21 protein-coding genes are annotated in these 21,281 nt (G+C 70.3%); 13 read left to right on the forward strand and 8 right to left on the reverse strand.

Annotated features, from left to right (window positions below; translation table 11 throughout):
• The first annotated feature begins 12 nt into the window (after window positions 1-12).
• Window positions 13-219 (forward strand): hypothetical protein, encoded by a 207-nt coding sequence (locus AC2YHT_RS02785; protein WP_487288067.1) that lies wholly within the window; start codon window positions 13-15, stop codon window positions 217-219.
• Here AC2YHT_RS02785 and AC2YHT_RS02790 read toward each other — a convergent pair.
• From AC2YHT_RS02790 to AC2YHT_RS02800, 3 genes are all read right to left on the reverse strand, one after another.
• A complete protein-coding gene (locus AC2YHT_RS02790) occupies window positions 197-2,404 on the reverse strand; it encodes a PAS domain-containing protein (protein WP_487288068.1) in 2,208 nt (735 codons plus the stop codon). The genes AC2YHT_RS02785 and AC2YHT_RS02790 overlap by 23 nt on opposite strands.
• 321 nt (window positions 2,405-2,725) lie before the next feature.
• Complete coding sequence (locus tag AC2YHT_RS02795; RefSeq protein WP_487288069.1) at window positions 2,726-4,234, reverse strand: DEAD/DEAH box helicase; 1,509 nt, start codon at window positions 4,232-4,234, stop codon at window positions 2,726-2,728.
• 500 nt (window positions 4,235-4,734) lie between these two features.
• On the reverse strand, window positions 4,735-6,948 hold the full coding sequence (locus AC2YHT_RS02800) for a putative bifunctional diguanylate cyclase/phosphodiesterase (RefSeq protein WP_487288070.1): 2,214 nt from the start codon (window positions 6,946-6,948) through the stop codon (window positions 4,735-4,737).
• Between the two features lie 418 nt (window positions 6,949-7,366).
• Between AC2YHT_RS02800 and AC2YHT_RS02805 the strand changes: the two genes are divergently transcribed.
• From AC2YHT_RS02805 to AC2YHT_RS02830, 6 genes are all read left to right on the forward strand, one after another.
• Complete coding sequence (locus AC2YHT_RS02805) at window positions 7,367-8,263, forward strand: EamA family transporter (RefSeq protein ID WP_487288071.1); 897 nt, start codon at window positions 7,367-7,369, stop codon at window positions 8,261-8,263.
• Window positions 8,264-8,323: 60 nt separating this feature from the next.
• Complete coding sequence (locus tag AC2YHT_RS02810) at window positions 8,324-8,740, forward strand: hypothetical protein (RefSeq protein ID WP_487288072.1); 417 nt, start codon at window positions 8,324-8,326, stop codon at window positions 8,738-8,740.
• A gap of 69 nt (window positions 8,741-8,809) precedes the next feature.
• Window positions 8,810-9,850, forward strand: a complete 1,041-nt coding sequence (locus AC2YHT_RS02815; protein WP_487288073.1) for a beta-eliminating lyase-related protein — start codon at window positions 8,810-8,812, stop codon at window positions 9,848-9,850.
• Window positions 9,851-9,916: 66 nt separating this feature from the next.
• Window positions 9,917-10,606: a hypothetical protein gene (locus AC2YHT_RS02820; protein WP_487288074.1), complete on the forward strand. Its 690-nt coding sequence runs from the start codon at window positions 9,917-9,919 to the stop codon at window positions 10,604-10,606.
• Complete coding sequence (locus tag AC2YHT_RS02825; protein ID WP_487288075.1) at window positions 10,606-11,859, forward strand: M48 family metalloprotease; 1,254 nt, start codon at window positions 10,606-10,608, stop codon at window positions 11,857-11,859. The genes AC2YHT_RS02820 and AC2YHT_RS02825 overlap by 1 nt, the downstream gene beginning before the upstream one ends.
• On the forward strand, window positions 11,856-12,446 hold the full coding sequence (locus tag AC2YHT_RS02830) for a hypothetical protein (RefSeq protein WP_487288076.1): 591 nt from the start codon (window positions 11,856-11,858) through the stop codon (window positions 12,444-12,446). The genes AC2YHT_RS02825 and AC2YHT_RS02830 overlap by 4 nt, the downstream gene beginning before the upstream one ends.
• A gap of 180 nt (window positions 12,447-12,626) precedes the next feature.
• Here AC2YHT_RS02830 and AC2YHT_RS02835 read toward each other — a convergent pair whose 3' ends face one another.
• Window positions 12,627-12,962 carry a PRC-barrel domain-containing protein gene (locus tag AC2YHT_RS02835; protein WP_487288077.1) on the reverse strand — a complete coding sequence of 112 codons (336 nt, stop codon included), beginning with the start codon at window positions 12,960-12,962 and terminating at the stop codon, window positions 12,627-12,629.
• Window positions 12,963-13,048: 86 nt separating this feature from the next.
• On the opposite strand from AC2YHT_RS02835, the gene mutT reads away from it, so the two are divergent.
• A complete protein-coding gene (gene mutT / locus AC2YHT_RS02840; protein WP_487288078.1) occupies window positions 13,049-13,477 on the forward strand; it encodes an 8-oxo-dGTP diphosphatase MutT in 429 nt (142 codons plus the stop codon).
• Window positions 13,478-13,523: 46 nt separating this feature from the next.
• Window positions 13,524-14,930: a family 43 glycosylhydrolase gene (locus tag AC2YHT_RS02845; RefSeq protein ID WP_487288079.1), complete on the forward strand. Its 1,407-nt coding sequence runs from the start codon at window positions 13,524-13,526 to the stop codon at window positions 14,928-14,930.
• Between the two features lie 120 nt (window positions 14,931-15,050).
• Here the strand turns inward: AC2YHT_RS02845 and AC2YHT_RS02850 are convergent, their stop codons facing one another.
• The gene (locus AC2YHT_RS02850; protein ID WP_487288080.1) at window positions 15,051-15,962 is read right to left on the reverse strand and encodes a methyltransferase domain-containing protein; all 912 of its coding nucleotides are present in this window, start codon (window positions 15,960-15,962) and stop codon (window positions 15,051-15,053) included.
• Here AC2YHT_RS02850 and AC2YHT_RS02855 point away from each other — a divergent pair.
• Genes AC2YHT_RS02855 through AC2YHT_RS02870 form a run of 4 tightly spaced genes read left to right on the forward strand, consistent with a single transcriptional unit; the run spans window position 15,961 to window position 18,295 of the window.
• Window positions 15,961-16,740, forward strand: coding sequence for a ComF family protein (locus AC2YHT_RS02855; RefSeq protein ID WP_487288081.1), 780 nt, complete (start codon window positions 15,961-15,963; stop codon window positions 16,738-16,740). The genes AC2YHT_RS02850 and AC2YHT_RS02855 overlap by 2 nt on opposite strands.
• Before the next feature lie 29 nt (window positions 16,741-16,769).
• A complete protein-coding gene (gene grxC / locus AC2YHT_RS02860; RefSeq protein ID WP_110120192.1) occupies window positions 16,770-17,024 on the forward strand; it encodes a glutaredoxin 3 in 255 nt (84 codons plus the stop codon).
• Window positions 17,021-17,845, forward strand: coding sequence for a carbon-nitrogen hydrolase family protein (locus AC2YHT_RS02865; protein ID WP_487288082.1), 825 nt, complete (start codon window positions 17,021-17,023; stop codon window positions 17,843-17,845). Before grxC ends, AC2YHT_RS02865 begins: the two co-directional genes overlap by 4 nt.
• A 15-nt stretch (window positions 17,846-17,860) precedes the next feature.
• Complete coding sequence (locus tag AC2YHT_RS02870) at window positions 17,861-18,295, forward strand: DUF1178 family protein (RefSeq protein WP_487288083.1); 435 nt, start codon at window positions 17,861-17,863, stop codon at window positions 18,293-18,295.
• Here AC2YHT_RS02870 and AC2YHT_RS02875 read toward each other — a convergent pair.
• The 3 genes from AC2YHT_RS02875 to AC2YHT_RS02885 all read right to left on the reverse strand — a co-directional run bounded on the left by AC2YHT_RS02875 (window position 18,288) and on the right by AC2YHT_RS02885 (window position 21,177).
• Window positions 18,288-19,562 carry a cation:proton antiporter gene (locus AC2YHT_RS02875; protein ID WP_487288084.1) on the reverse strand — a complete coding sequence of 425 codons (1,275 nt, stop codon included), beginning with the start codon at window positions 19,560-19,562 and terminating at the stop codon, window positions 18,288-18,290. The two genes, AC2YHT_RS02870 and AC2YHT_RS02875, sit on opposite strands and share 8 nt — an antisense overlap.
• A 106-nt stretch (window positions 19,563-19,668) precedes the next feature.
• Complete coding sequence (locus tag AC2YHT_RS02880) at window positions 19,669-19,980, reverse strand: glycine zipper 2TM domain-containing protein (protein ID WP_487288085.1); 312 nt, start codon at window positions 19,978-19,980, stop codon at window positions 19,669-19,671.
• A 105-nt stretch (window positions 19,981-20,085) separates the two neighbouring features.
• Window positions 20,086-21,177 (reverse strand): glycine zipper 2TM domain-containing protein, encoded by a 1,092-nt coding sequence (locus AC2YHT_RS02885; protein WP_487288086.1) that lies wholly within the window; start codon window positions 21,175-21,177, stop codon window positions 20,086-20,088.
• Window positions 21,178-21,281 lie beyond the last annotated feature (104 nt).

The following is a 21,281-nucleotide window of genomic DNA, read 5'->3' on the forward strand; positions in this document are numbered from 1 at the left end:
GATCGACCGCCCATGCCCGATCCCTACAGCTTCGAGCGCGCGGATATTTCCCCGGAATCCAAGCCGTGGATCGTGATCCAGTCGTTGCTGCAGCTGTCGCTGATCGCTCTGGTCTGGCTGCTGGCGATCGCGCCCGTCGGCCTCGTGGTGCTGGGCGTCGCCGGCGCGCGGAGGCTGAAGGCCGGCTTGCGGGCCCTCAGCAGTCGAGCAGGGCGGTGATGGTGCACACCACGCCTTCGGGGCGGAACTCGATGCGCGCCTCGCCCGACAGCTCGGCCGCCAGGCCCCGCTCGATCAGGCGCGAGCCGAAGCCGCGCCGCGTGGGCGCCTCGACCGGCGGGCCGCCGCGCTCGATCCAGCTGAGGGTGAGGCGCGGGACCGCCGCATAGTCGACGCTCCACGACAGCAGGATCTGCCCGCCGGACCGCGACAGGGCGCCGTACTTGACCGCGTTGGTCGCCAGCTCGTGCAGGGCCATCGACAGCGACAGGGCCGGCCGCGGCGACAGCCGCACCGGCGGGCCGTCGAGCACGAAGCGGTCGCCGCCGCCGTGCAGGGCGGTCAGGCGGTCGATGACGTCCATCAGGTCGGCGCCTTCCCAGTTCTCGCGGGTCAGGACGTCGTGGGCTTCCGACAGGGCGATGATGCGGGCGGTGAAGGCCTCCTGGGCGGCCGGCAGCGAGCGCGCGGCGTGGAAGGTCTGGCCGGCGATGGCCTGGATGGTGGCCAGCGAGTTCTTCACGCGGTGGTTCAGCTCGTTGACCAGCAGCCGCAGGTGCAGCTCGGCGCGCTTGCGGTCGGTGACGTTGACCGTGGTGCCAATCATCCGCGTCGGCTTGCCCTCGGCGTCGAAGAAGGCCTTGCCCTTGGCCGACAGCCAGCGCTCGACCCCGTCCTGGCGGCCGATGACCCGGAACTCGACGTCGTAATCGGCGCGGATGCGGCCGTCGAGCGTGCGGCGCAGGGCTTCGCGGACCTCGCCGCGGTCGGAGGGGTGCAGGTTGGTGTAGAAGTCCTCGCGCACCACCGGCGTGCCCAGCGGCACCCCGAACATGGCGTAGCAGCGGTCGGACCAGGTGAGCACGTCGTTGCGGATGTCGAGGTCCCAGGTGCCGACGTCGGCGGCCTCGATGGCCAGGCGCAGGGTCTCTTCCTGCGACGCCAGGCGGCGATCGGCCGTCTTGCGATCGGTGATGTCCCAGCCGACCCCCACGAAGCGCACGCACTGGCCGCGCTCGAAATAGGCCCGGCCGAAGGTCTCGATCCAGCGCAGGGCCCCGTCGGAGGCGCGCACGGTGCGGTACTGGACGTTCAGCAGGCCGTCGCCGGCGGGATCGGTGGCGGCGGTCACGGCGGCCTGGACCTCCTCGACGTGGTCGGGGTGGACCAGGGTCAGGAAGCTTTCGAAGCTGTCCGGGCCGGGCTCGGCCACGCCGAACAGCTCGCACGAACGCTTGTCCCAGTAGCGTTGGCCGGTGCTGGGATTGTGGTCCCAGCGGCCCATGCCGGCCGCCTCCATGGCGATGTCGCGGTCGAGGCGGGCCTCCAGCAGCTCGGCTTCCATCGCCTTGCGTTCGGTGATGTCGAAGACGACGCCGGCGTTGCGGTCGGGCTTGCCGTCGGCGTCGAGATAGCAATGGCCGCTGGCCACGACCCAGCGGATCGAGCCGTCGGCCTGGACGAGGCGGAACTCGTCGGAGAAGTCGCCGCCGGTCTGCATGGCCGCCAGGGCGACGCCGGCCACCCGGTCGCGGTCCTCGTCGTGGACGGCCGGGGTGAAGCGCTGGGCGGGCAGGCCCAGCGACGCGAAGGCCGGATCCACCTGGTGCAGCATGGCGTAGCGGGCGTCGCAATAGACCTTGTTGGCCTTGATGTCCCACTCCCAGGCGCCGACCCCGCCGGCGGCGCCAAGCGCCATGTTGTAGCGGGCCTGGGTGTCGCGCAGGGCCTTCTCGGTCTCGACCGCGCCGGTGACCTCGACGGCCGAGATCAGCACCCCGCCGACGCCGGTGGGGGCGGTGTCGTCGGGCACCGGGCTGTAGCTGACGGCGAAGTGGGCCAGGCGGGCCTCGCCGCCTTCGCGCTGCACCTGCAGGGGCATGCGCTCCAGGGCGTAGCCGCCGCTTTCGCCACGCAGGATGTCCTGGTGGATGCCCAGCAGGGTGGCCCGGAACTCGTCGGAATGCTGGGTGAAGGCGCGGCCCAGGGCGTCGGGGTGGCGCTCGCGCAGGGCCGGCGCGTAGGCGTCGTTATAGACCAGGATGAACTCGGGGCCCCAGCGCAGGGCCATGGGGAAATTGGTCGCCAGCAGCATGTCGACGGCCAGCTTCAGGCTGGGAGACCAGGTCTCGCGCGCGCCCAGCGGGGTGCGCGACCAGTCGAACGCGCGGACGCGTTCGGCCATTTCGCCCCCGGCTAGACGCGTGAACGCAGGCAAGCTTCGCCCGTCGCCTTGCGGCATGGCGTTTGGTCCCTCCCACCGGCTCCCCTAAAGCCGGGTCCGGGCGAACAATGATCCGACGGCCCAACCGGTTGCAAGGGTCGAGGGACCACCCTGCGCGCAAGCGTCGCAGTACGGGGCGGCCCAGGGTTGTGGTTTTCGTCGCGGGGGCGACCGGGCTCGACCCTGGGGGTGGCCAGGGCATGGCTCAAGGGACGGGCAGGCAAAGAAAAGGCCGCCTTCCCGGAGGAAGGCGGCCGATATCTTCAGGTCAGTTCAGGCCGATCAGTCGATCGGGCTCCAGCGGGTCTCGACCGTCTGGACGCCGCCGCGCTTGGGGCCGCGGAAATCGCCGCCCTGCTTGGCGCCGCCGGCGGCCTGCTGGCCGCCCCGGCCTTGACCGCCGCCGCCCTGGGCGCCGCGACCGCCGCTACGGCCGCCGCCGTTGCGGCCTTCGTTACGACCCTGGGCCTGACGGCCTTCGCCGCCGCCCTGGCCTTCACGTTGACCGCCGCCCTGGCCGCCCTTGCCTTGAGCGCCGTTACGGTTGCGCTTGCGGCGCAGTTCCGAGGGGACGTTGTTGCGCGGGTCGGCCTTGCGCGGGTCGACGTACTTCTCGGCCGGGGCCAGCTTGTCGGCGACGGCCGCGGCGGCCGCCAGGGCCTTGTCGTTGCGGCGGTCGAAGGACGGGATCTTCTGGCGGGTGGCCTTCTCGATGTCCTTCAGCAGGCTGCGCTCGTCGTCCGAGCAGAAGCTGATGGCGACGCCGTCCTTGCCCTTGCGGGCGGTGCGGCCGATCCGGTGGACATAGGCCTCCGGCACGTTGGGCAGCTCGTAGTTGAAGACGTGGCTGATGTCGTTGACGTCGATGCCGCGGGCGGCGATGTCGGTCGCGACCAGGGCCTTGACCTCGCCGGCCTTGAAGGCCGCCAGGGCGCGCTCACGCTGGCCTTGGGTCTTGTCGCCGTGGATCGAGGCGGCCTCGATGCCGGCGGCGGTCAGGTACTTGGCCACGCGGTCAGCGCCGCGCTTGGTGCGGGTGAAGACGATCGAACGCTCGACGCTGCGGTCCGACAGCAGCTCGGCCAGCAGCGGGCGCTTGCGCTGGGCTTCGATGTAGATCAGCGACTGGTCGATGCGCTCGACCGTGGTGGCCTGCGGGGTGATCGACACCGAGGCCGGATCCTTCAGCAGCTCGCCGGCCAGCTTGCCGATCTCGCTGGGCATGGTGGCCGAGAAGAACAGGTTCTGGCGGTCCTTGGGCAGCTGGCTGGCGATCTTGCGGATCGGCACCACGAAGCCGAGGTCGAGCATCTGGTCGGCTTCGTCGAGCACGAAGATCTCGACGCCGCCGAGGGTGGCGCTCTTTTCGCCCAGGTGGTCCATCAGGCGGCCCGGGGTGGCGACGACGACGTCGACGCCGGCGGCCAGGGCGCGCATCTGCGGGCCGTACTTCACGCCGCCGAAGATGGTGGCGACCGAAAGGCCGAGGTGGGCGGCGTAGGCCTTGAAGTTGTCGGCGATCTGGGTGGCCAGTTCGCGGGTCGGGGACAGGACCAGGCAGCGGAAGCCGCGGCGCGGGGCCGGACGGCGGTCCTCGGCCAGGCGGTGCAGGATCGGCAGGGCGAAGGCGGCGGTCTTGCCGGTGCCGGTCTGGGCGATGCCCAGCAGGTCGCGGCCCTTCATGACGACGGGGATGGCTTGCGCCTGGATCGGGGTGGGTTGGGTGTAGCCCTTGTCGGCCAGGGCCTTGAGGATCGGCTTGGCCAGGCCAAGGTCAGTGAATTGAGTCACTACGGACGTATCTTTCATACGGTCGCGAGACGGCGCGCGCGGTCCTCGCACGGCTCGCCTGGCGGCGGGTCGGTGGGGAGCGCCCCGCGTGATACGGGCGGTCTATGAGAAGCTTTCAGGGCGCTCGACAGGCTGAACCCGCTGGGGTCCGTCACGCGGCTGGAGCGCCAATAGCGCCGGCTGGCGCGAGGCTCATATCGGATATTGCAGGTGCGAAGTCAAGGGCGGGCCAAGAAACGCAAGGGATTGCGGTGGTTTGGCGCACTAGATGCTCCCCCGCTGGGGGAGCTATCGCGGAGCGACTGAGGGGGAGGGGAGCCTCCCTCTCAAATCCGTAAAATCCCCGCGAAAGCGGGGACCCAGGTGTTTTATCGTCGAGCGCCACGCGTTTCAGAAAAAGCCTGGGTCCCCGCTTTCGCGGGGATTTTACGGGAGGGGTGTTGCGGCCTCAGTAGCCGCAGCCCCCCTCCGGGCCACCTCCCCCAGAGGGGGAGGATCTGTTAGGCGCGGCGTTCTTCGAGATGCTCCCCCGCTGGGGGAGCTGTCGGCGTAGCCGACTGAGGGGGCAGCGCCGAGAACGCCACCACCTCCGAAAGCCCGCGCGGCGTGGCCGCCTCGACGCCCAGCAGGGCGGCGATCTCCAGCGCCGGCTTGGGGCGGCTGATGAAGTAGCCCTGGATCTCGCCGCAGCCCTGGCGGCGCAGCTCGTGCAGCTGTTCCTCGGACTCCACGCCCTCGGCGGTGGTGGTGATGCCCAGGCTGGCGCCGAGGTCGAGCACGGCCTTGATGATCGCCAGGGCGTCGGCGTCGTCGAGGATGTCGCGCACGAAGGTCTGGTCGATCTTGATCTTGTCGAACGGGAAGCTGCGCAGGTAGCTCAGCGAGCTGTAGCCCGTGCCGAAGTCGTCCATCGAGATGCGCACGCCCAGGGCTTTCAGGTCGTGCAGTATGGCGGTGTTCTGGGCGCTGTCCTGGAGGAGGACGCTCTCGGTGATCTCCAGCTCCAGGCGCTCGGCGGCCAGGCCGGAGGCGGCCAGGGCCTGGACTACGGTGGCGGCCAGGCGGCGATCGCGGAACTGGGCGGGCGACAGGTTCACCGCCAGGCGCACGTGCTGGGGCCAGCGGGCGGCCTCGTCGCAGGCGGCGCGCAGCACCCAGTCGCCCAGGGCGCCGATCAGGCCGATCTCCTCGGCCAGCGGGATGAACTCGCCGGGCGAGACCATGCCGCGCTCGGGATGGCGCCAGCGCAGCAGCGCCTCGCAGCCGGTGACCCGGTCGGCCTCGAGGTCGAACAGCGGCTGGTAGAAGAGTTCGAACTGGCCCTCGGCCAGGGCGCGGCGCAGGTCCAGCTCCAGGGCCCGGCGGGCCTGAAGCTGCTCGTCCATGGCCCGCTCGAAGAAGTGGAACGTGCCCTTTCCGTCGGCCTTGGCGCGGTAGAGGGCCATGTCGGCCTTCTTGAGCAGCTCGTCGCTGTCGAGGCCGTCGTCGGGCGAGACCGCCACGCCGACGCTGCCGCCGATCACCACCTGGTGCCCGCGCAGGTCGAACGGGGCCTCCAGGGCCTCGACGATGCGGGCGGCCAGGCGCGTGGCGCCGGTCAGGTCGTTGAGGCCGGTCTGGACGACGGCGAACTCGTCGCCGCCCAGGCGGGCCACGGTGTCGCCCTCGCGCACGCAGCCGCGCAGGCGCTCGGCGGCGGCCTTCAGCAGGGCGTCGCCGACCGGATGGCCCAGGGTGTCGTTGACCACCTTGAAGCGGTCCAGATCGACGCAGTGCACGGCCACCAGGTCCTCGCGCCGCGCGGCGCGGGCCAAGGCGTCCGACAGGTCCTTCTGGAACAGAAGGCGGTTGGGCAGTTCGGTCAGCGGGTCGTAGTGGGCCAGGCGCGCGATCTGGGCCTCGGCCCGCTTGCGCTCGGCGATGTCTTCCGAGATGCCCAGCAGGTATTCGGGGCGGCCGTCGGCGTCGAGGATGGCGATCTTCTTGGTGCGCAGTATGGCGGTCGCGCCGTCCTTGCGTGGGATCAGGTCTTCCTCGATGACCTTGATGTCGCCCGAGCGGATCACCTCGGCGTCGCGGGCGTGATAGATCGCCGCCTGGATCGGATCGTAGAAGTCGTCGTCGGTGCGGCCGATCATCTCCTCGCGGCTATAGCCCAGGATCTTCTCGCCGGCCCGGTTGAGCAGGACGTAGCTCTGGTCGTCGGCCCGCTTGACGAACACCATCGAGGGAATGGACTCGACGACCGCGCTCATGAAGGTGCGGGCGCGCTCCTCGTCGGCCTTGGCCTCGGCGAGAGCGTGCAGGTTCTGGCGGTTGGTCTCGCTGGTGGCCTGCAAGAGGCCGATCACCGTGCCGACGCCCAGATAGCGCCCGCCGTCGGTGACGATGAAGCCGCGCAGCAGATCGGACGCCCGATAGGACAGGCTGTCGCTGGTGAAGGCGGCCAGCTCGACGTCGGCCTCGACGACCAGCGGCTCGGAGTCCATCAGCACCTCGATCGGCCGGTTTGCGTAAAGGGCCCGGCCGTACTCGGCCGCCATGCGCAGGAAGAAGGCGTTGCGCTCGACCAGCCCCACGGGCCGGTCGTCGGCGTCCAGCACCGGGACGATCAGGGTGTCCGGTTCCTCGCGGAACCGTTCGTACAAGGTCTTGCCCAGGTCTTCCGCCCGCGCCGGGGCTAAGGAAGAAACCGTGTCGCGCAAGGTGAACATCGGAATACGCCCTCCACTCGCGAGGGGGAATGACCGTTTCACACCTAACGAGGTGCTAAACTTGACCGTGTGGACACCAGGTTTCGCGAAAACTTCATGGCGGTGTCACAGTCATTGCGGGCGCGTTTACTGTGAGGACGTGGGCTGAATATTCAGTGGTCGGACGATGCGGCGCGCGCCTTGTGGCGACCGCGTACACCTCATCCGTCAAATCCCCGCGAAGGCGGGGACCCAAGCTGACTTTCCGCTGCGAACCGGCTGTCCGGCTGGAGCGCTGAATTCATGCACGGTCGCCAGTTCGGCTTGGATCCTCGCCTTCGCGGGGACGCACGGAGAAAAAGGGGACGCTTCTGGCCCCGCCGTCGGTTCCCTCCAGCATTTCCAAGGCCTAGGTAGGGCTCCGTCCGAGGAGTCCCCCATGCCCAGTTCCCTGCCGCTTCGCCATTTCCTTCTGGCCCTGGCGGTGGTGGCGGTGTGGGGCACGAACTTCGTGGTCATCCGCCAGGCGCTGAACCACCTGCCGCCGCTGACCTTCGCCACCCTGCGCTTCACCCTGGTGCTGCTGCCGCTGGTGTTCTTCGTCAAGAAGCCGGCGGTGTCGTGGCTCAATCTCGCCGGCTACGGCCTGCTGATCGGGGCGGGGCAGTTCGGCCTGCTGTTCGTGGCCATGAAGGGCCACATCTCGCCGGGCCTGGCTTCGCTGATCCTCCAGACCCAGGTGTTCTTCACCATCGCCCTGGCCATGCAGATCAATCGCGAGCGGGTGCGGGGCTTCCAGATCGTCGCCCTGCTGCTGGCCGTCGCCGGGATCACGATCATCGCCGTCCATGGCGGCGGCTCGGCCACCCCGCTGGGCGTGGCGCTGGGCCTGCTGGCGGCGCTCAGCTGGGGTTGCGGCAACATCGTCGCGCGCCAGGCCGGGCCGGTGAACATGCTGGGCTACGTGGTCTGGGCCAGTCTGTTCTCGATCCCGCCGCTATTGGTCATGGCCCTGTGGCTGGAAGGCCTGCCGGCCATGGTCAAGGGCGTGACCGAAGCCGGTTTCGGCACCTGGCTGGCCGTCGCCTGGCAGGCGGTGGGCAACACCATGTTCGGCTACGGCGCCTGGGGCTGGCTGCTGGCCCGCCACCCGGCCGCGACCATCACGCCGATGGCCCTGCTGGTGCCGGTGTTCGGCATGAGCGCCTCAGCCCTGTTGCTGGGCGAAGGGCTGCCGGCCTGGAAACTGCTGGCGGCGGGCCTGGTGCTGGCCGGCCTGGCGGTCAACATGCTTTGGCCGAAGATCCGGGCGCTGCGGACCGCGCAGGCGGCGTAACGCGGGCGACTTGACGTCAGGTTGCGCGCGCCCGACCTTCACCGTGAAGGGGAGGGGCGCATGCAGCGACGGACATTCATCATCGGAGCGACTGGGCTGGTCGCGGCGCCGGCCATCGCGGCGGCCGAAACGGGCTGGAGCAAGCCGTTCCCTGTCCATTTCAAGCCGGGGCGGGGCGATTCCGAGGGCATGGACTGGAAGGACATCCAGGCCGCCGTCCATGCATTCCAGAGCCGCCCCAACCCCCGCAACGGCGACTCCGTCCGCGTCTCCGGCCACATCGACGAGGCCGAGCGGTTACAGGGCTTCCGGGATCTGGCGCTGCAGCGGGCGCAATTCGTCGCCGAGGTGTTCGGCGAACTCGACAAGTCGCCGGGGCGGGCGAGGCCGCGGCGGGGGCTGGGCCTGGTGGTCGATGTCGCCGGTCCTTCGGCCGACAATCGCGTCGCCCTGGTCTCCTGGCGCTTCAAGGCCTGAGAAGACCGGCCTTGAAAAGGCGACGCCGCCCCGGCATCGAGGCGGCGTTCCTTTCCTGAGTGATCGCCCATGACCGCCGCCCGCTACGACTTCGCTTCCGACAACGTCGCCGGGGCCATGCCCGAGGTGATGGAGGCGCTGGTCGCCGCCAACGCCGGCACGGCGTCGGGCTATGGGACCGACCATGTCAGCCAGGCGGCCGGCGATCGCATCCGCGCGGCCCTCGACGTCGACGCCGAGGTGAAGTTCATGCCGTCGGGCACGGCGGCCAACGCCTTCGCCCTGACCCTGCTGGCCGCGCCGCACGAGGCGGTGCTGGCCCACGAGCACGCCCACATCTGCACCGACGAGACCGGCGCGCCGGGCTTCTTCGGCCAGGGCGTGGGACTGATCGGCCTGCCGGGCGCGTCGGGCAAGATCGAGCTTTCCGCGCTGGAGGCGGCGCTGGCCCAGCCCGACGTCTCCTACCGCCAGCCGGCAGCGGCCCTGTCGCTGACCACGGCCACCGAGTACGGCACGGTCTATTCGGAAGCCGCCCTCAAGGCCCTGGTCGATCCGGTCAAGGCCAAGGGCTACGGCGTGCACCTGGACGGCGCGCGGCTGGCCAACGCCGTGGCGGCTGGCTTCGACCTCAAGGCGGTCAAGCGCCTGGGCGTCGATATCCTGGTCATGGGCGGCACCAAGGCCGGCTCGACCCCGACCGAGGCGGTGGTGTTCCTGAACCCTGACCATCGCCGGCGCCTGGACTCGCGGATCAAGCACGCCGGCCAGCTGGTCTCCAAGGGCCGTTTCCTGGCCGCGCCGTGGCTCGGTTTGCTGGACGAGGCCGGCGGGACCGGCCCCTGGGCGGCCCGCGCGGCGCACGCCAACGCCATGGCCCAGAAGCTGGCGGCGCTGATGCCCTATCCGATCCTGCACCCGGTGGAGGCCAACGGCCTGTTCGTCGACATGAGCGACGCGGCGCTGGATCGGCTGCGCGGCGAGGGCTGGTTCGTCTACCGCTTCCTGGACGGTTCTGCCCGCTTCATGTGCTCGTGGGCGACCACCTCGGAGATGGTGGAGCAACTGGGCGCCGCTCTCGCCAAGATTGCCCTCGACGAGCCCGCATAGCAGCGCTATGCGTGCGAAGGACTGTTTCGGAGTTGAAACAGTCGGGGGCATATCTGGGGGCTCACCGTGTCCGTTTTCCGTAGCGTCGCCGTCACGGCGTGCCTGTTTCTGGCCGCCTGCACCACGACCAACACCCGTCTCGCCGACAAGTCGCCGACCAAGCCGGCGGCCGGCGCCAAGATCCTGATCGTCCAGCCGGACATCGAGCTTGGCCTGCTGACCGTCACCGGCATCCAGGAGGCGCGCGCCGACTGGTCGACCCAGGCGCGGGGCAACATCAAGCGCGAACTGGAAGAGGCCGCGACGGCCAAGTCGCACGTCTTCCGCTCGCTGGACCCGACCTCGGTCGAGGACCCGCGCGCCCTGCAGCTGCTGCGCCTGCACGAGGCCGTCGGCAACTCGATCCGCGGCTTCAACTACGGCCTCTATTCGCTGCCGACCAAGAAGAGCTTCGACTGGACGCTGGGGAACGGAACCCAGACCCTGGCCCAGGCCTATGACGCCGACTACGCCCTGTTCACCTACGGCCGGGGCGCCTATTCGAGCGGCGGCCGCAAGGCGGCGATGGTCGGCGCGGCCCTGCTGGGCGTCAGCATGCCGCTGGCCCAGCAGTACGCCTTCACCTCGCTGGTCGACCTGAAGACCGGCAAGGTGGTGTGGTTCAACGTCGCCGTGGCCGGCACGGACTCCGACATGCGCTCGCCCGAGGGCGCGGAGACCTTCGCCAAGGCCCTGCTGAAGGACGCGCCGCTCTGATGCCTCGCGTCCTTCGCCCCAGGGCGAAGGGCCTGGCCCTGCTGGCCGCCGCCGTCCTGGCGGCCGCGCCGGCGGGCGCCCAACCCCGCGCCCCGCACCTGCGCCCGGCCGACACCTCCGACGAGGGCGGCATCTGGGCGCTGTCCGAAAAGGCCGAGCTGGCGGCCCGCCAGTCGGTCGAGCGCAACCGCGACCCGGCGCTGAACGCCTATGTCACCGGCGTCGTCGCCAAGCTGGCGCCCGAGTACCAGGGCGACATCCGCGTCTATGTGATGGACCGGCCGTTCTTCAACGCCCAGATGGCCCCCAACGGCTATGGCGAGGTGTGGTCGGGCCTGCTGCTGCGGGTGCAGAGCGAGGACGAGCTTGCCTTCGTGCTGGGCCACGAGGTCGGGCACTTCGCCGAGAACCACTCGATCGAGGCCTATCGGGCGCTGAAGGCCCGGCTGGGCGCGACCATGGCCGTGCAGTTCGCCGTGGCGGCGGTGGCCATGGGGGCGGCGGTCAACGCCGGCTCGGCCCAGGGCGCCAACGACATCATGCGCGCCGCCGGGGCCCTGAACGACCTGCTCTATCTGGGCCAGCTGGCCGCCTATTTCGGCTATTCGCGCGAGAACGAGGTCGAGGCCGACGGCCTGGGCTTCAAGCGGGCCGTGGCCGCGGGCTACGACCCGGCCGCCGGGGCGACCCTGTGGCGCTCGCTGATCGCCGAGACCGGCTCGTCGAGCTTCAAGCGCGTGCGCGACCAGGAAGCCCGGGCCAACATCTTCAGCACCCACCCGGTCAGCAGCGAGCGGGTCAAGGCGCTGGACGACCTGGCCGCCCGGACGCCGACCAAGGCCTCCACCGCCGATCGCAAGGCCTATCGCGCCGTCATCCGCCCGCACCTGGCGGCTTGGCTGAAGGATGATTTGCGCCGGCGCGACTACGGCCAGAGCCTGGCCCTGATCGACCGCCTGGCGGCCGAGGGCGAGGACCAGGGCCTGCTGACCTTCTATCGCGCCGAGGCCTATCGCCAGCGGCGCGGCGAGGGCGACCTGGAGCTGGCCCGCAAGGCCTACGCCCAGGCCGGGACCTATCCCGACGCCCCGGTCTCCACCTGGCGCACCCTGGGCGACCTGGCCCTGCAGGCCGGCGATCGCCCGGGCGCCAAGGCCGCCTACGAAACCTATCTCGCCCGCGCCCCCCAGGCGCAGGACCGCTGGCTGGTCGAGGCCAGCCTCAAGAAACTCTCCGAAGGAAGCGCGACATGATCCGCACCAACGTCGTTCGCCTGCTGGCCGCCTCCGCCCTGCTCATGAGCCTGTCGGCCTGCGTCAGCGTCACCTCGGCCCCGGCCGGTCCCTACAAGATCGGTACGGCCACCGTGACGCTCGGCCACGAATGGTCGGACATCAGCGCCATCATGTTCGCCCGCCCGGCCAAGGTGCGCCTGCTGTCGATGGACGGCCCGCTGCTGAACCGGCTCTACGTGACCGACGGCCTCGCGCCCGGCGAATTCATGGTCAAGCCGGCCGCCAAGGAGCGCCCGACCCCGACCTATCGCGCCGGCATGGCCCCGACCGAGCTGGTGGAGTTCGTCACCGACAGCGTCGCGGCTCTCGACTACCAGCGCGTGGAGACCGACAACCTGCGCCCGGCGAAGGTGGGCTCGGCCGACGGCCTGCGCTTCGACCTCAAGGCCAAGACCAAGGAAGGCCTCGACATCTCCGGCGCCGCCCAGGTGGCCGAGGTGAAGGGCAAGCTCTACGTCGTGCTGTTCCTGGCCCCCAGCGAACACTACTTCGCCGCCGAACTGCCGGAAGTGGAGACGGTGCTGGGCTCGGTGAAGGTGGGGTGAACACCCGCGTCCCTCTCCCCTTGCGGGAGAGGGTGGCCTCGCGGAGCGAGGTCGGGTGAGGGTCTCTCAGAAATCAGACGCCGCGATAGCTGTTCAGCCGTCGCGGCGTTTTGCGTTTGAGAGACCCCTCATCCGTCGACTTCGTCGATACCTTCTCCCGCAAGGGGAGAAGGAGCGCTGCTAACCCTCGAAATACCGCTCCACCTGCTCGGCCCAGCCGTGGGAGGGCTTGGCCAGTTGGTCGCGGTCGTAGGCGGGACTGTCCTTGAAGCGGTCCTTGGTGATCTCGACGGCGTAGGCTTCAGCCTTGTCGTCGAAGGTCAGCACGCGCCAGGGCAGGGGATGGTACTTGCCGCCGGTGAACAGGCCGGACGGCTCGACGGCGACATAGCGGCCGATGCCGGCGTCGCGGTCGACGAACACCTCGCGGATGACGCCCAGCTTGTGGCCCTTGGCGTCGGTGACCGGCGTGCCGATCAGGTCGCCGCTCTTCACCAGACGATCGTCGACGGCCATGGCGTTCCTCCTTTGAATAGCCCAAGGGCAACGCCCCATGCGCGGCGGGAGTTGCCAACCCCGGCGAAGCCCGCGATGGATCGGGCATGAGCACGCCCGTCGCCCCGCCTACCGACCGCCCGATCGTCCTGGTCGCCGCCGCCGCCCTGATCGACGTCGACGGGCGGGTGCTGATCTGCCAGCGCCCCGAGGGCAAGTCGCTGGCCGGCCTGTGGGAGTTTCCCGGCGGCAAGGTCGAGAAGGGCGAGACGCCCGAGCAGTGCCTGATCCGCGAACTGCACGAGGAGCTGGGCATCACGGTCGCCCAGGCGTGCCTGGCGCCCTTCGTCTTCGCCTCGCACACCTACGAGACCTTCCACCTCTTGATGCCGCTCTATCTGCTGCGGCGCTGGGAGGGACAGGTGACGGCCAAGGAGCACAAGGCGATGGCCTGGGTGAAGCCCGCCCAGCTGTCGGACTACGACATGCCGCCGGCCGATCTTCCGCTGGTCGCCTGGCTGCGGGATGTGCTTTAACTCAGACAAATAGCGCGAAGGCGCGAAACGTCCGAGGAAACGAGCGGTGACTTTCGACTTTCAGCCTTCGCGGCGCGTGATGCTAGCGGGGGCCGGGGCCCTGACCGTCTCTGGAGGCGCGCTCGCCGCGCCCGCGCCGGCCGCCCCGCTGCTCAATCCCGTCGTGCGCCAGCGGGCCGACGCCCAGGTCTTCAAGCACACCGACGGCTTCTACTACCTGACCGGGTCGGTGCCCGAGTACGATCGGCTGATCATCCGCCGGTCGCGCACCCTGGCGGGGCTGGCCACGGCGCAAGAGGCGGTGATCTGGCGCAGGCCCAAGGAAGGCAAGCTGGGCGGCTATATCTGGGCGCCCGAACTGCACTGGCTCGACGGCGCCTGGCACATGTACTTCGCGGCCGGCGACGCGGGCGAGCCGTTCCACATCCGCACCTATGTCCTGCGCTGCCAGGACCGCGACGCCCTGTCGGGCCGCTGGAGCCTGCTGGGCCAGTTGCAGACCCCGTGGGACACCTTCACGCTCGACTCCACGGTCTTCAGCCACAAGGGCGTGCGCTACATCTGCTGGGCGCAGACCGAACCGGGCATCAAGACCAACAGCAACCTCTACCTGGCCCCGCTGGCCACGCCCCTGACCCTGGCCCGGCCGCCGGTGCGCCTGACCGTGCCGACGCTGGACTGGGAGACCCGGGGCTACAAGGTGGCCGAGGCGCCCGCCGCCCTGATCCGCAACGGCCGCGTGTTCATCGCCTATTCGGCCAGCGCCACCGACGACCGCTACTGCCTGGGCCTGCTGACCGCCGACGCGGACGCCGACCTGATGGCCGAGGCGTCGTGGAGCAAGTCGCCGGTCCCCGTGTTCGTCTCGTCGGAGGAAACCCGCGTCTGGGGGCCTGGCCACAACTCGTTCACGGTGGACGAGCAGGGCCGCGACGTCCTGGTGTTCCATGGCCGCGACTACAAGGCCATCAAGGGCAACCCCCTGTTCGACCCCAACCGCCACACACGCGTGCAGCGGCTCTACTACAAGCCCGACGGGACCCCGGACTTTGGCGTGCCGGCCGGGGCGGGGGAAATCCCGGACCGCTTCTCGCCGGTCGATCGGCCGGGGGCGTTCCTGCGCGTCGAGGGCGATGTGGTGAGCGTGGGCGAGGGGGCGCTGGCGACGACCCAGTTGCGGCAGAAGGCGGGGCCGCACGGCCAGGTGACGCTGGAGCCGATCCTGCGACCGGGTCATGGCCTGCGGATCGAGGGCGACAAGGTCGTGGCCGCCCAGCCCGACCCTCTCGCCGATCGCGCGGCGGACTTCGTTCGGGTGACGGGCCTGGCCGGCAAGGGCGTCTCGTTCAGGGCGCGCAAGGGCGGCTATCTGATGCACCGCGACGGCGCGGTGGTGGTGGCGCCGGCCAAGGACGCCAAGGCCCGCGCGGCGGCGACCTGGCTGGTGAGTTGAGGTTCGGGGGAGACCCCCTCAGTCGCTCCGCGACAGCTCCCCCAGAGGGGGAGCATCTACTGAGCTAGATCCTCCCCCTCTGGGGGAGGTGGCCCGGAGGGCCGGAGGGGGTCTTCGCCGTCAGCCCGCCTTGTCCCCGGCCGGTTGCTCCTTGACCCCCAGCGCATCGGCCAGCCGCATCTTGGCCGAGCCGGGGCGCAGGGGTTTCTGCTGGCTCGCATGCGGCGCCCAGCCCGTCGCCGTGACGATCTCGAAGGTCGCCGGCACGCGGCCGTCGGCCTCGGCGAAGCGCTGCTGGTAGATCTCCAGGGCGCGGAACAGCACCTTGCGGCTCAGGGGCTTGCGCGAGCGGTCGAGCAGCACGCTGGTCTCGCCCATGCGGCGCAGGTCCTGAAGCAGGGCGATCGGGTGGCCGTAGCGGACCTTGACCCGGTCGACGTCGGCCACCGGCAGGGTGAAGCCCGCCCGTTGCAGCAGGCCCGCCGCGTCGACCGTGTCGGCGAAGGGCGAGACGCGCATCGAGACGCCGCCGGCGATCTCGTCCTCGGCGGCCATCAGCGACTGGCGCAGTTCGGTCAGGGTGGCCCCGCCGAACAGGGCGCCGATGAAGAGGCCGTCGGGCCGCAGGGCGCGGCGGATCTGGATCAGGGCGCCGACCAGGTCGTTGGTCCAGTGCAGAGCCAGGGTCGAGACCACCAGATCCAGCGTCTCGTCGCCGAACGGCAGGCGCTCCTCGTCGGCGACCACGGTCGGGCCGCCGCGACCGGCCAGCATGCGGGCCGAAAGATCGGTGTCGATCAGCAGGCCGATCTTGGCCGCCGCATCGCTTTCCGACAGGGCCTGGCGGAAAGCGCCGTTTCGGCTTCCGAGATCGACGGCGACCGGAAACTCCCGCAGGATCGCCTCCAGCCGCATGACCGCGTCACCGGCGGCGCGCGCCTTCAGGAAGCCGGCCTGGCCGAAGTGGGGCGCGGCGCGGTCGAGGCGGGCTCGGAGAAGGTCGCGGTCGAAGAGGAGGGGCGAACTGGTCATGCGGGCGGAACATGGCGATTTCCTTGCGCAATGGAAACCCGGCCCGCGCCTGACCGGTATCGGAAGGGGCTTGCTTGACCTGATCCTGCCGCCGCGCGCCTTCGACGGCGAGCCGGCCTTGACCTCCGGACTGTCGGCCGGGGCCTGGAGCCGCATCGTCTTTCTGGACGGGCCGGTCTGCGACGGTTGCGGGGCGCCGTTCCCGTTCGACCAGGGCGAGCCGCTGTGCGCCCTGTGCCTGGCGAGGCCCCGAACCTTCGCGCGGGCGAGGGCCGCCTGCCTCTATGACGAGCACTCGCGGGACTTGATCCTGAAGCTGAAGCACGCCGACCGCACGGACCTGTCGGGCCTGTTCGCCCGCTGGATTTCGCGCGCCGCGCCCGACCTGCTGGACGAGGCCGATGCGGTGGTTCCCGTGCCGATGCATCGCGCGAGGCTTCTGCGCCGCCGCTACAACCAGGCCGCCGAGATCGCCCGGCCCCTGGCCCGGACGGCGGGGCGGCCCTATCTGGCCGACGCCCTGGTGCGCCGGCGCGACACCGCCAGCCAGGGCGGCAAGTCGGCCGACGGCCGCCGCCGCAACGTCGCCGCCGCCTTCGCCGTGCCCGATCGCAAGCGGCCCCTGGTCGAGGGAAAACGGGTGCTGCTGGTCGACGACGTGCTGACCACGGGAGCCACCGCCGAGGGCTGCGCGCGGGCGCTGCTGGCGGCCGGGGCCTCGGCTGTCGACCTGACTGTCGTCGCGCGCGTTACAGAAATGCGAACCCGTCCTATATGAGGGCTGGAATCCGAGCTTTTGGAACCGACATGGCCAAGGTCACCATCTACACCCGTCCCTTCTGCGGCTACTGCGCCCGCGCCCTGAAGCTGCTCAACGACAAGGGCGCCGACTTCTCCGAGATCGAGGCGGGCATGGATCCCAAGCTGCGCCAGGAGATGATCGACCGCTCGGGCCGCGCCACCTTCCCGCAGATCTTCGTCGGCGAGCAGCACATCGGCGGCTGCGACGACATGATGGCGCTGGAGCGCGAGGGCAAGCTCGACCCGCTGCTGGCCGCATGACCACGGTCCGGGTCGGCCTCGTCCAGACGCGTACGCCGGCCACCCAGGCCGCCGCGCTCGAGCATGTCGCGCCGCTGGTGCGGCAGGCGGCCGAGGCGGGCGCTGCGTTCATCCTGACGCCCGAGGGCGTCAACGTGCTGCAGAAGGACAAGGAGAAGCTGCTGCCGACCCTCGTCCCGCTGGAGGACGACGTGGTGGTGCGCGGCCTGCAGGCCCTGGCGCGGGAATACGGCGTCTGGATCGACGTCGGCTCGGCCCTGGTGCTTCGCGAGGACGGCAAAGCCGCCAACAGGCAGGCCGTGATCGATCCTTCGGGCGCGATCGTCGCGACCTACGACAAGCTGCACATGTTCGACGTACAGTTGCCGACTGGAGAGACGGCCAGGGAGTCTGCCGTCTACACCCCCGGAGAGCGGGCGGTGGTGGTCGACACGCCCCTGGGCCCGACCGGCCTGACCATCTGCTACGACATGCGCTTTCCGGCCCTGCACCGGGCTCTGGCCCTGGCGGGGGCCAAGGTGATCACGGCGCCCGCCGCCTTCACCCGCCCGACCGGCGAGGCGCACTGGGACATCCTGCTGCGGGCCCGGGCCATCGAGACCGGCTCGTTCGTCATCGCCGCCGCCCAGGGCGGTTTCCACGAGGATGGGCGCGGCACCTGGGGCCGCTCGATCGCCATCGGCCCTTGGGGCGAGGTGATCGGCAAACTTGACCATGACGAGCCGGGCGTGCTGATCGCCGATCTCGACCTGGCGGCCGCCGACAAGGCGCGCGCGGCCATCCCGGTCCTGACCAACGCCCGCGACTTCGTCGGGCCGTGAGCCCATACTGACGTCATGATCAAGTACGCCCTCGCCTGCGATCACGAACATGAGTTCGAAGGCTGGTTCGGCTCGTCGGGCGACTATGACGACCAGGCCGCCCGCGGCCTCGTCGAGTGTCCGGTGTGCGGCTCGACCGCCGTGCGCAAGCAGATCATGGCCCCCGCCGTCGCCGGCACGAAGGCTCAGCGATCCTCGCCAGAGCCGGATGCGAAGATGCGCGAGATGATGATGACCGCCATGAGCGAGGTCCGCCGCGAGGTCGAGGAGAACTTCGACTATGTGGGCGACCGCTTCGCCAAGGAGGCCCGCGATATCCACGAGGGCAAGTCCGAGGAGCGCGGCATCTATGGCGAGGCCTCGCCCAAGGAGGTGAAGGCCCTGCTGGAGGACGGCGTGAAAATCGCGGCCCTGCCGCCGGCCCCGCCGAAGAAGACGCAGGTCAACTAGGCTCGCCGCGCTCCCTGGGGCTCATGAGGCCGGCGCCGCGCCGCCAGTCGTCGATGCGGCGCATCAGCGGCGTCGCGGTCGCGCCATGGATCAGGATCGAGCCCAGGACCACGAAGCCGGTGATCGCCCAGAGCCGCGACCAGTTGTCGAACGGTCCGTGGTTGAGGGCCCAGGCCAGATAGTAGAACGAGCCGATCCCGCGGATCCCGAAGAACGAGACGATCGCCCGCTCGCGGCGCGAGTGCGGCGCCCACAGCAGGCCGATCCAGCCGGCGAGCGGCCGCACGACAAGCAGCAGCGCCAGGCCCAGGCCCGCATCCTTCCAGGTCAGGGGCGCCAGCAGCCCGCCGCCGATCGCGCCGCCCAGCATGACCAGGACCAGCATCATCAGCAGGCGCTCCACCTGTTCGGCGAAGTCGTGCATGGCCTCGTGGAATTCGTGGTCGCGCTCGGTGGCCCGCAGCGCCAGGGCGGCGATGAATACGGCGAGGAAGCCGTAGCCGTGCGCCGCCTCGGCCACGGCGTAGGCGAACAGGGTCGCCCCCAGCGCCACCAGGCCGTCGCCTGTGCCGGAAAGGCGCGCGCGGGGGGCCTTGAAGGTGATCCAGCCGAGGGCCTTACCGACCGCCCAGCCCACGGCGATCCCGGCCGCGATCCGCCAGGCGACGTCGATGGCCAGCCAGTGGCCCAGGCGCTCGGCGGACAGAAGGCCGCCGCCGGCCGCCGCGGCCACGGCCAGGTGCACGAACGGAAAGGCGAAGCCGTCGTTGAGCCCCGCCTCGGAGGTCAGGGCGAAGCGCGCCTCGCCGTCCTCGCCCGAACGCGGCGGCCCGACCTGGACGTCGGAGGCCAGCACCGGGTCGGTCGGGGCCAGGGCCGCGCCGAGCAGCAGAGCGGAGGCCAGGCCCAGCCCCAGGCCGTAGACGCCGATCAGCGTCACCCCGGCGATGGTCAGGGGCATGGTGACGGCGATCAGCCGCCAGGACGAGCTCCATGCCTTCCAGCCGAGGCGGCGGTCGATCTTCAGCCCCGCGCCCATCAGCGAGACCAGCACGACCAGTTCGGTCAGCCGCTCGGTCAGGGTGGAGAAGCGCAGGGGATCGGGTCGGAACGGCAGGCCGCCGGCGTGGAACACCACGACGCCGATGGCGACGCAGAGGATGGCCAGCGACAGGGGCAGGTTGCGCAGCGCCATCGGCAGCCAGGCGACCAGCAGCACGATCACGCCGACGCCGAGGAGAAACAGGATGTAGGGGTCTAGCGCCATCGTGCTCCAACGCGCTGGGAGGCGAAGGGAAACGAAAAAGGGCCCGTCCTTACGAACGGGCCCCTCGACCTTTCGAAGCGGCTTGCCGCCGCTCGTCGCTTCCGGCTTAGCGGTAGCGATACTCGTAGTGGCAGTTCTTCTTGGAATTGTGCTTGGCGATCTGGTTGCCGGCGACCGCGCCGACCACGCCGCCGAGGATCGCGCCCTCGGTCTTGGCGCCGTTGCCGGCCACGGCCGCGCCGAGCGCGCCGCCGCTGAGGCCGCCGATCACGGTGCCCTTGTTGCGCGACTTCTTGGTGCTCTTGCAGACCAGCACGCGCTCGCGGCGTTGCTGGGCCTCGGCGACGGTGACCGCGACGGTGGAGGCGGTGAAGGCCAGGCTCACCGCGACGATCAGGGTTTTCATTTGGGCGCGCATGGCGACCTCCGTTGAGAGTGTTGTTCTATGTCCCTTGCGGGGGATAACGCCGAAGCTCCGCGTCGGTTCTATGTCGAGAGCCCGACGCGGGAACTCAGGTGTGGATCAGCCGTCGACGCGATAGCGGCCGTCGCTGTCGGGACAGACGCGGACGTAGCGGCTTTCGGTGCGGCCCTGGTACTCGGTCGGGGCCTGCACGAGGCGGCACTTGCGTTCGTTGTAGCGGTTCCATTCCGAATAGCCGCCGGCCCGGTCGCGATAGTCGGCGCTTTCGCGATAGGGCACGGTGTCGTCGTAGGACCAGTACTGGCCGCGGCTGTCGCAGCGGGCCTTGGCGGCCGAGTTGCCGATGACCGCGCCCGCGCCGGCGCCGACCACGGCCCCCAGCACCGCGCCTTCGGTCTTGGCGTTGCGAGCGGCGACGTTGGAGCCGATCACCGCCCCGGCCAGGGCGCCGATCACCCCGCCAGCGGTGGCGTTGCGCTTGGCGTCGTCACGGCACGGATCGCTGTAGCTTCCGCCCGAGGGCCTGGTGTTGTCGCCATAGATGGGCGGCGGCGGATTGTTCGCGTAGGGGTCGGTCTCGTAGCGGTCGCCCGCGTCCGGATAGCGCCGGTCATAGGACCCGCGGCCGTACCGGCGGTCGTAGTCGTCGCGGGCCCGCTCATAGCTGGCGCGGTCGCTCTCCCACTGGCGGCGCTGGGCGTCGTAGTCGGCGACATCCCTCGAGTCGTAGTTCTGGCCGCTGGTGGCGTAGCGACGGGCTTCGTCGGGGTAGCGGCGATCATAGGCGCCGCGGCCGTTGCGACGGTCATAGGCGTCGCGCGTGCGCTGGTAGGCGGCGCGGTCGGCCTCGAACTGGCGCTGTTCGGCGTAGTAGTCGCCGCTGGTGGGGTAGGCCGGCGTGCGCCAGCGGCTGGCTTCGCTGGGATAGCGGCGATCATAGGCCCCGCGGCCATAGCGGCGGTCGTAGTCGTCGCGGGCGCGCTCATAGGCGGCCCGGTCGGCGTCGTACTGGGCCTGGCGGCTGTCGTAGTCCGCGCGGCGGGCCTCGTAGGACGAGCGCTGCTGCTGATAGGTCTGCAATTGCTGCTGGTAGGCGCTATCGCTCTGAGTTTCGTACTGCGCCATGGCGGGCGCGGCCGAGGTGATGGCGACGGCGCCGGCCATCAGCCAGGCCAGACGACGGGAGGTCATGGGGAAGTCTCCGTTCCGACGAACGGATCGGGCGCTCCGCCCCACGAGAGGCGCCGATCCAGGTTCCAAGTCCCTGCGGCGAAATAAGCCGCAGCGAAGGTCAA

The organism is Caulobacter sp. SRI_008 (assembly GCF_057586355.1).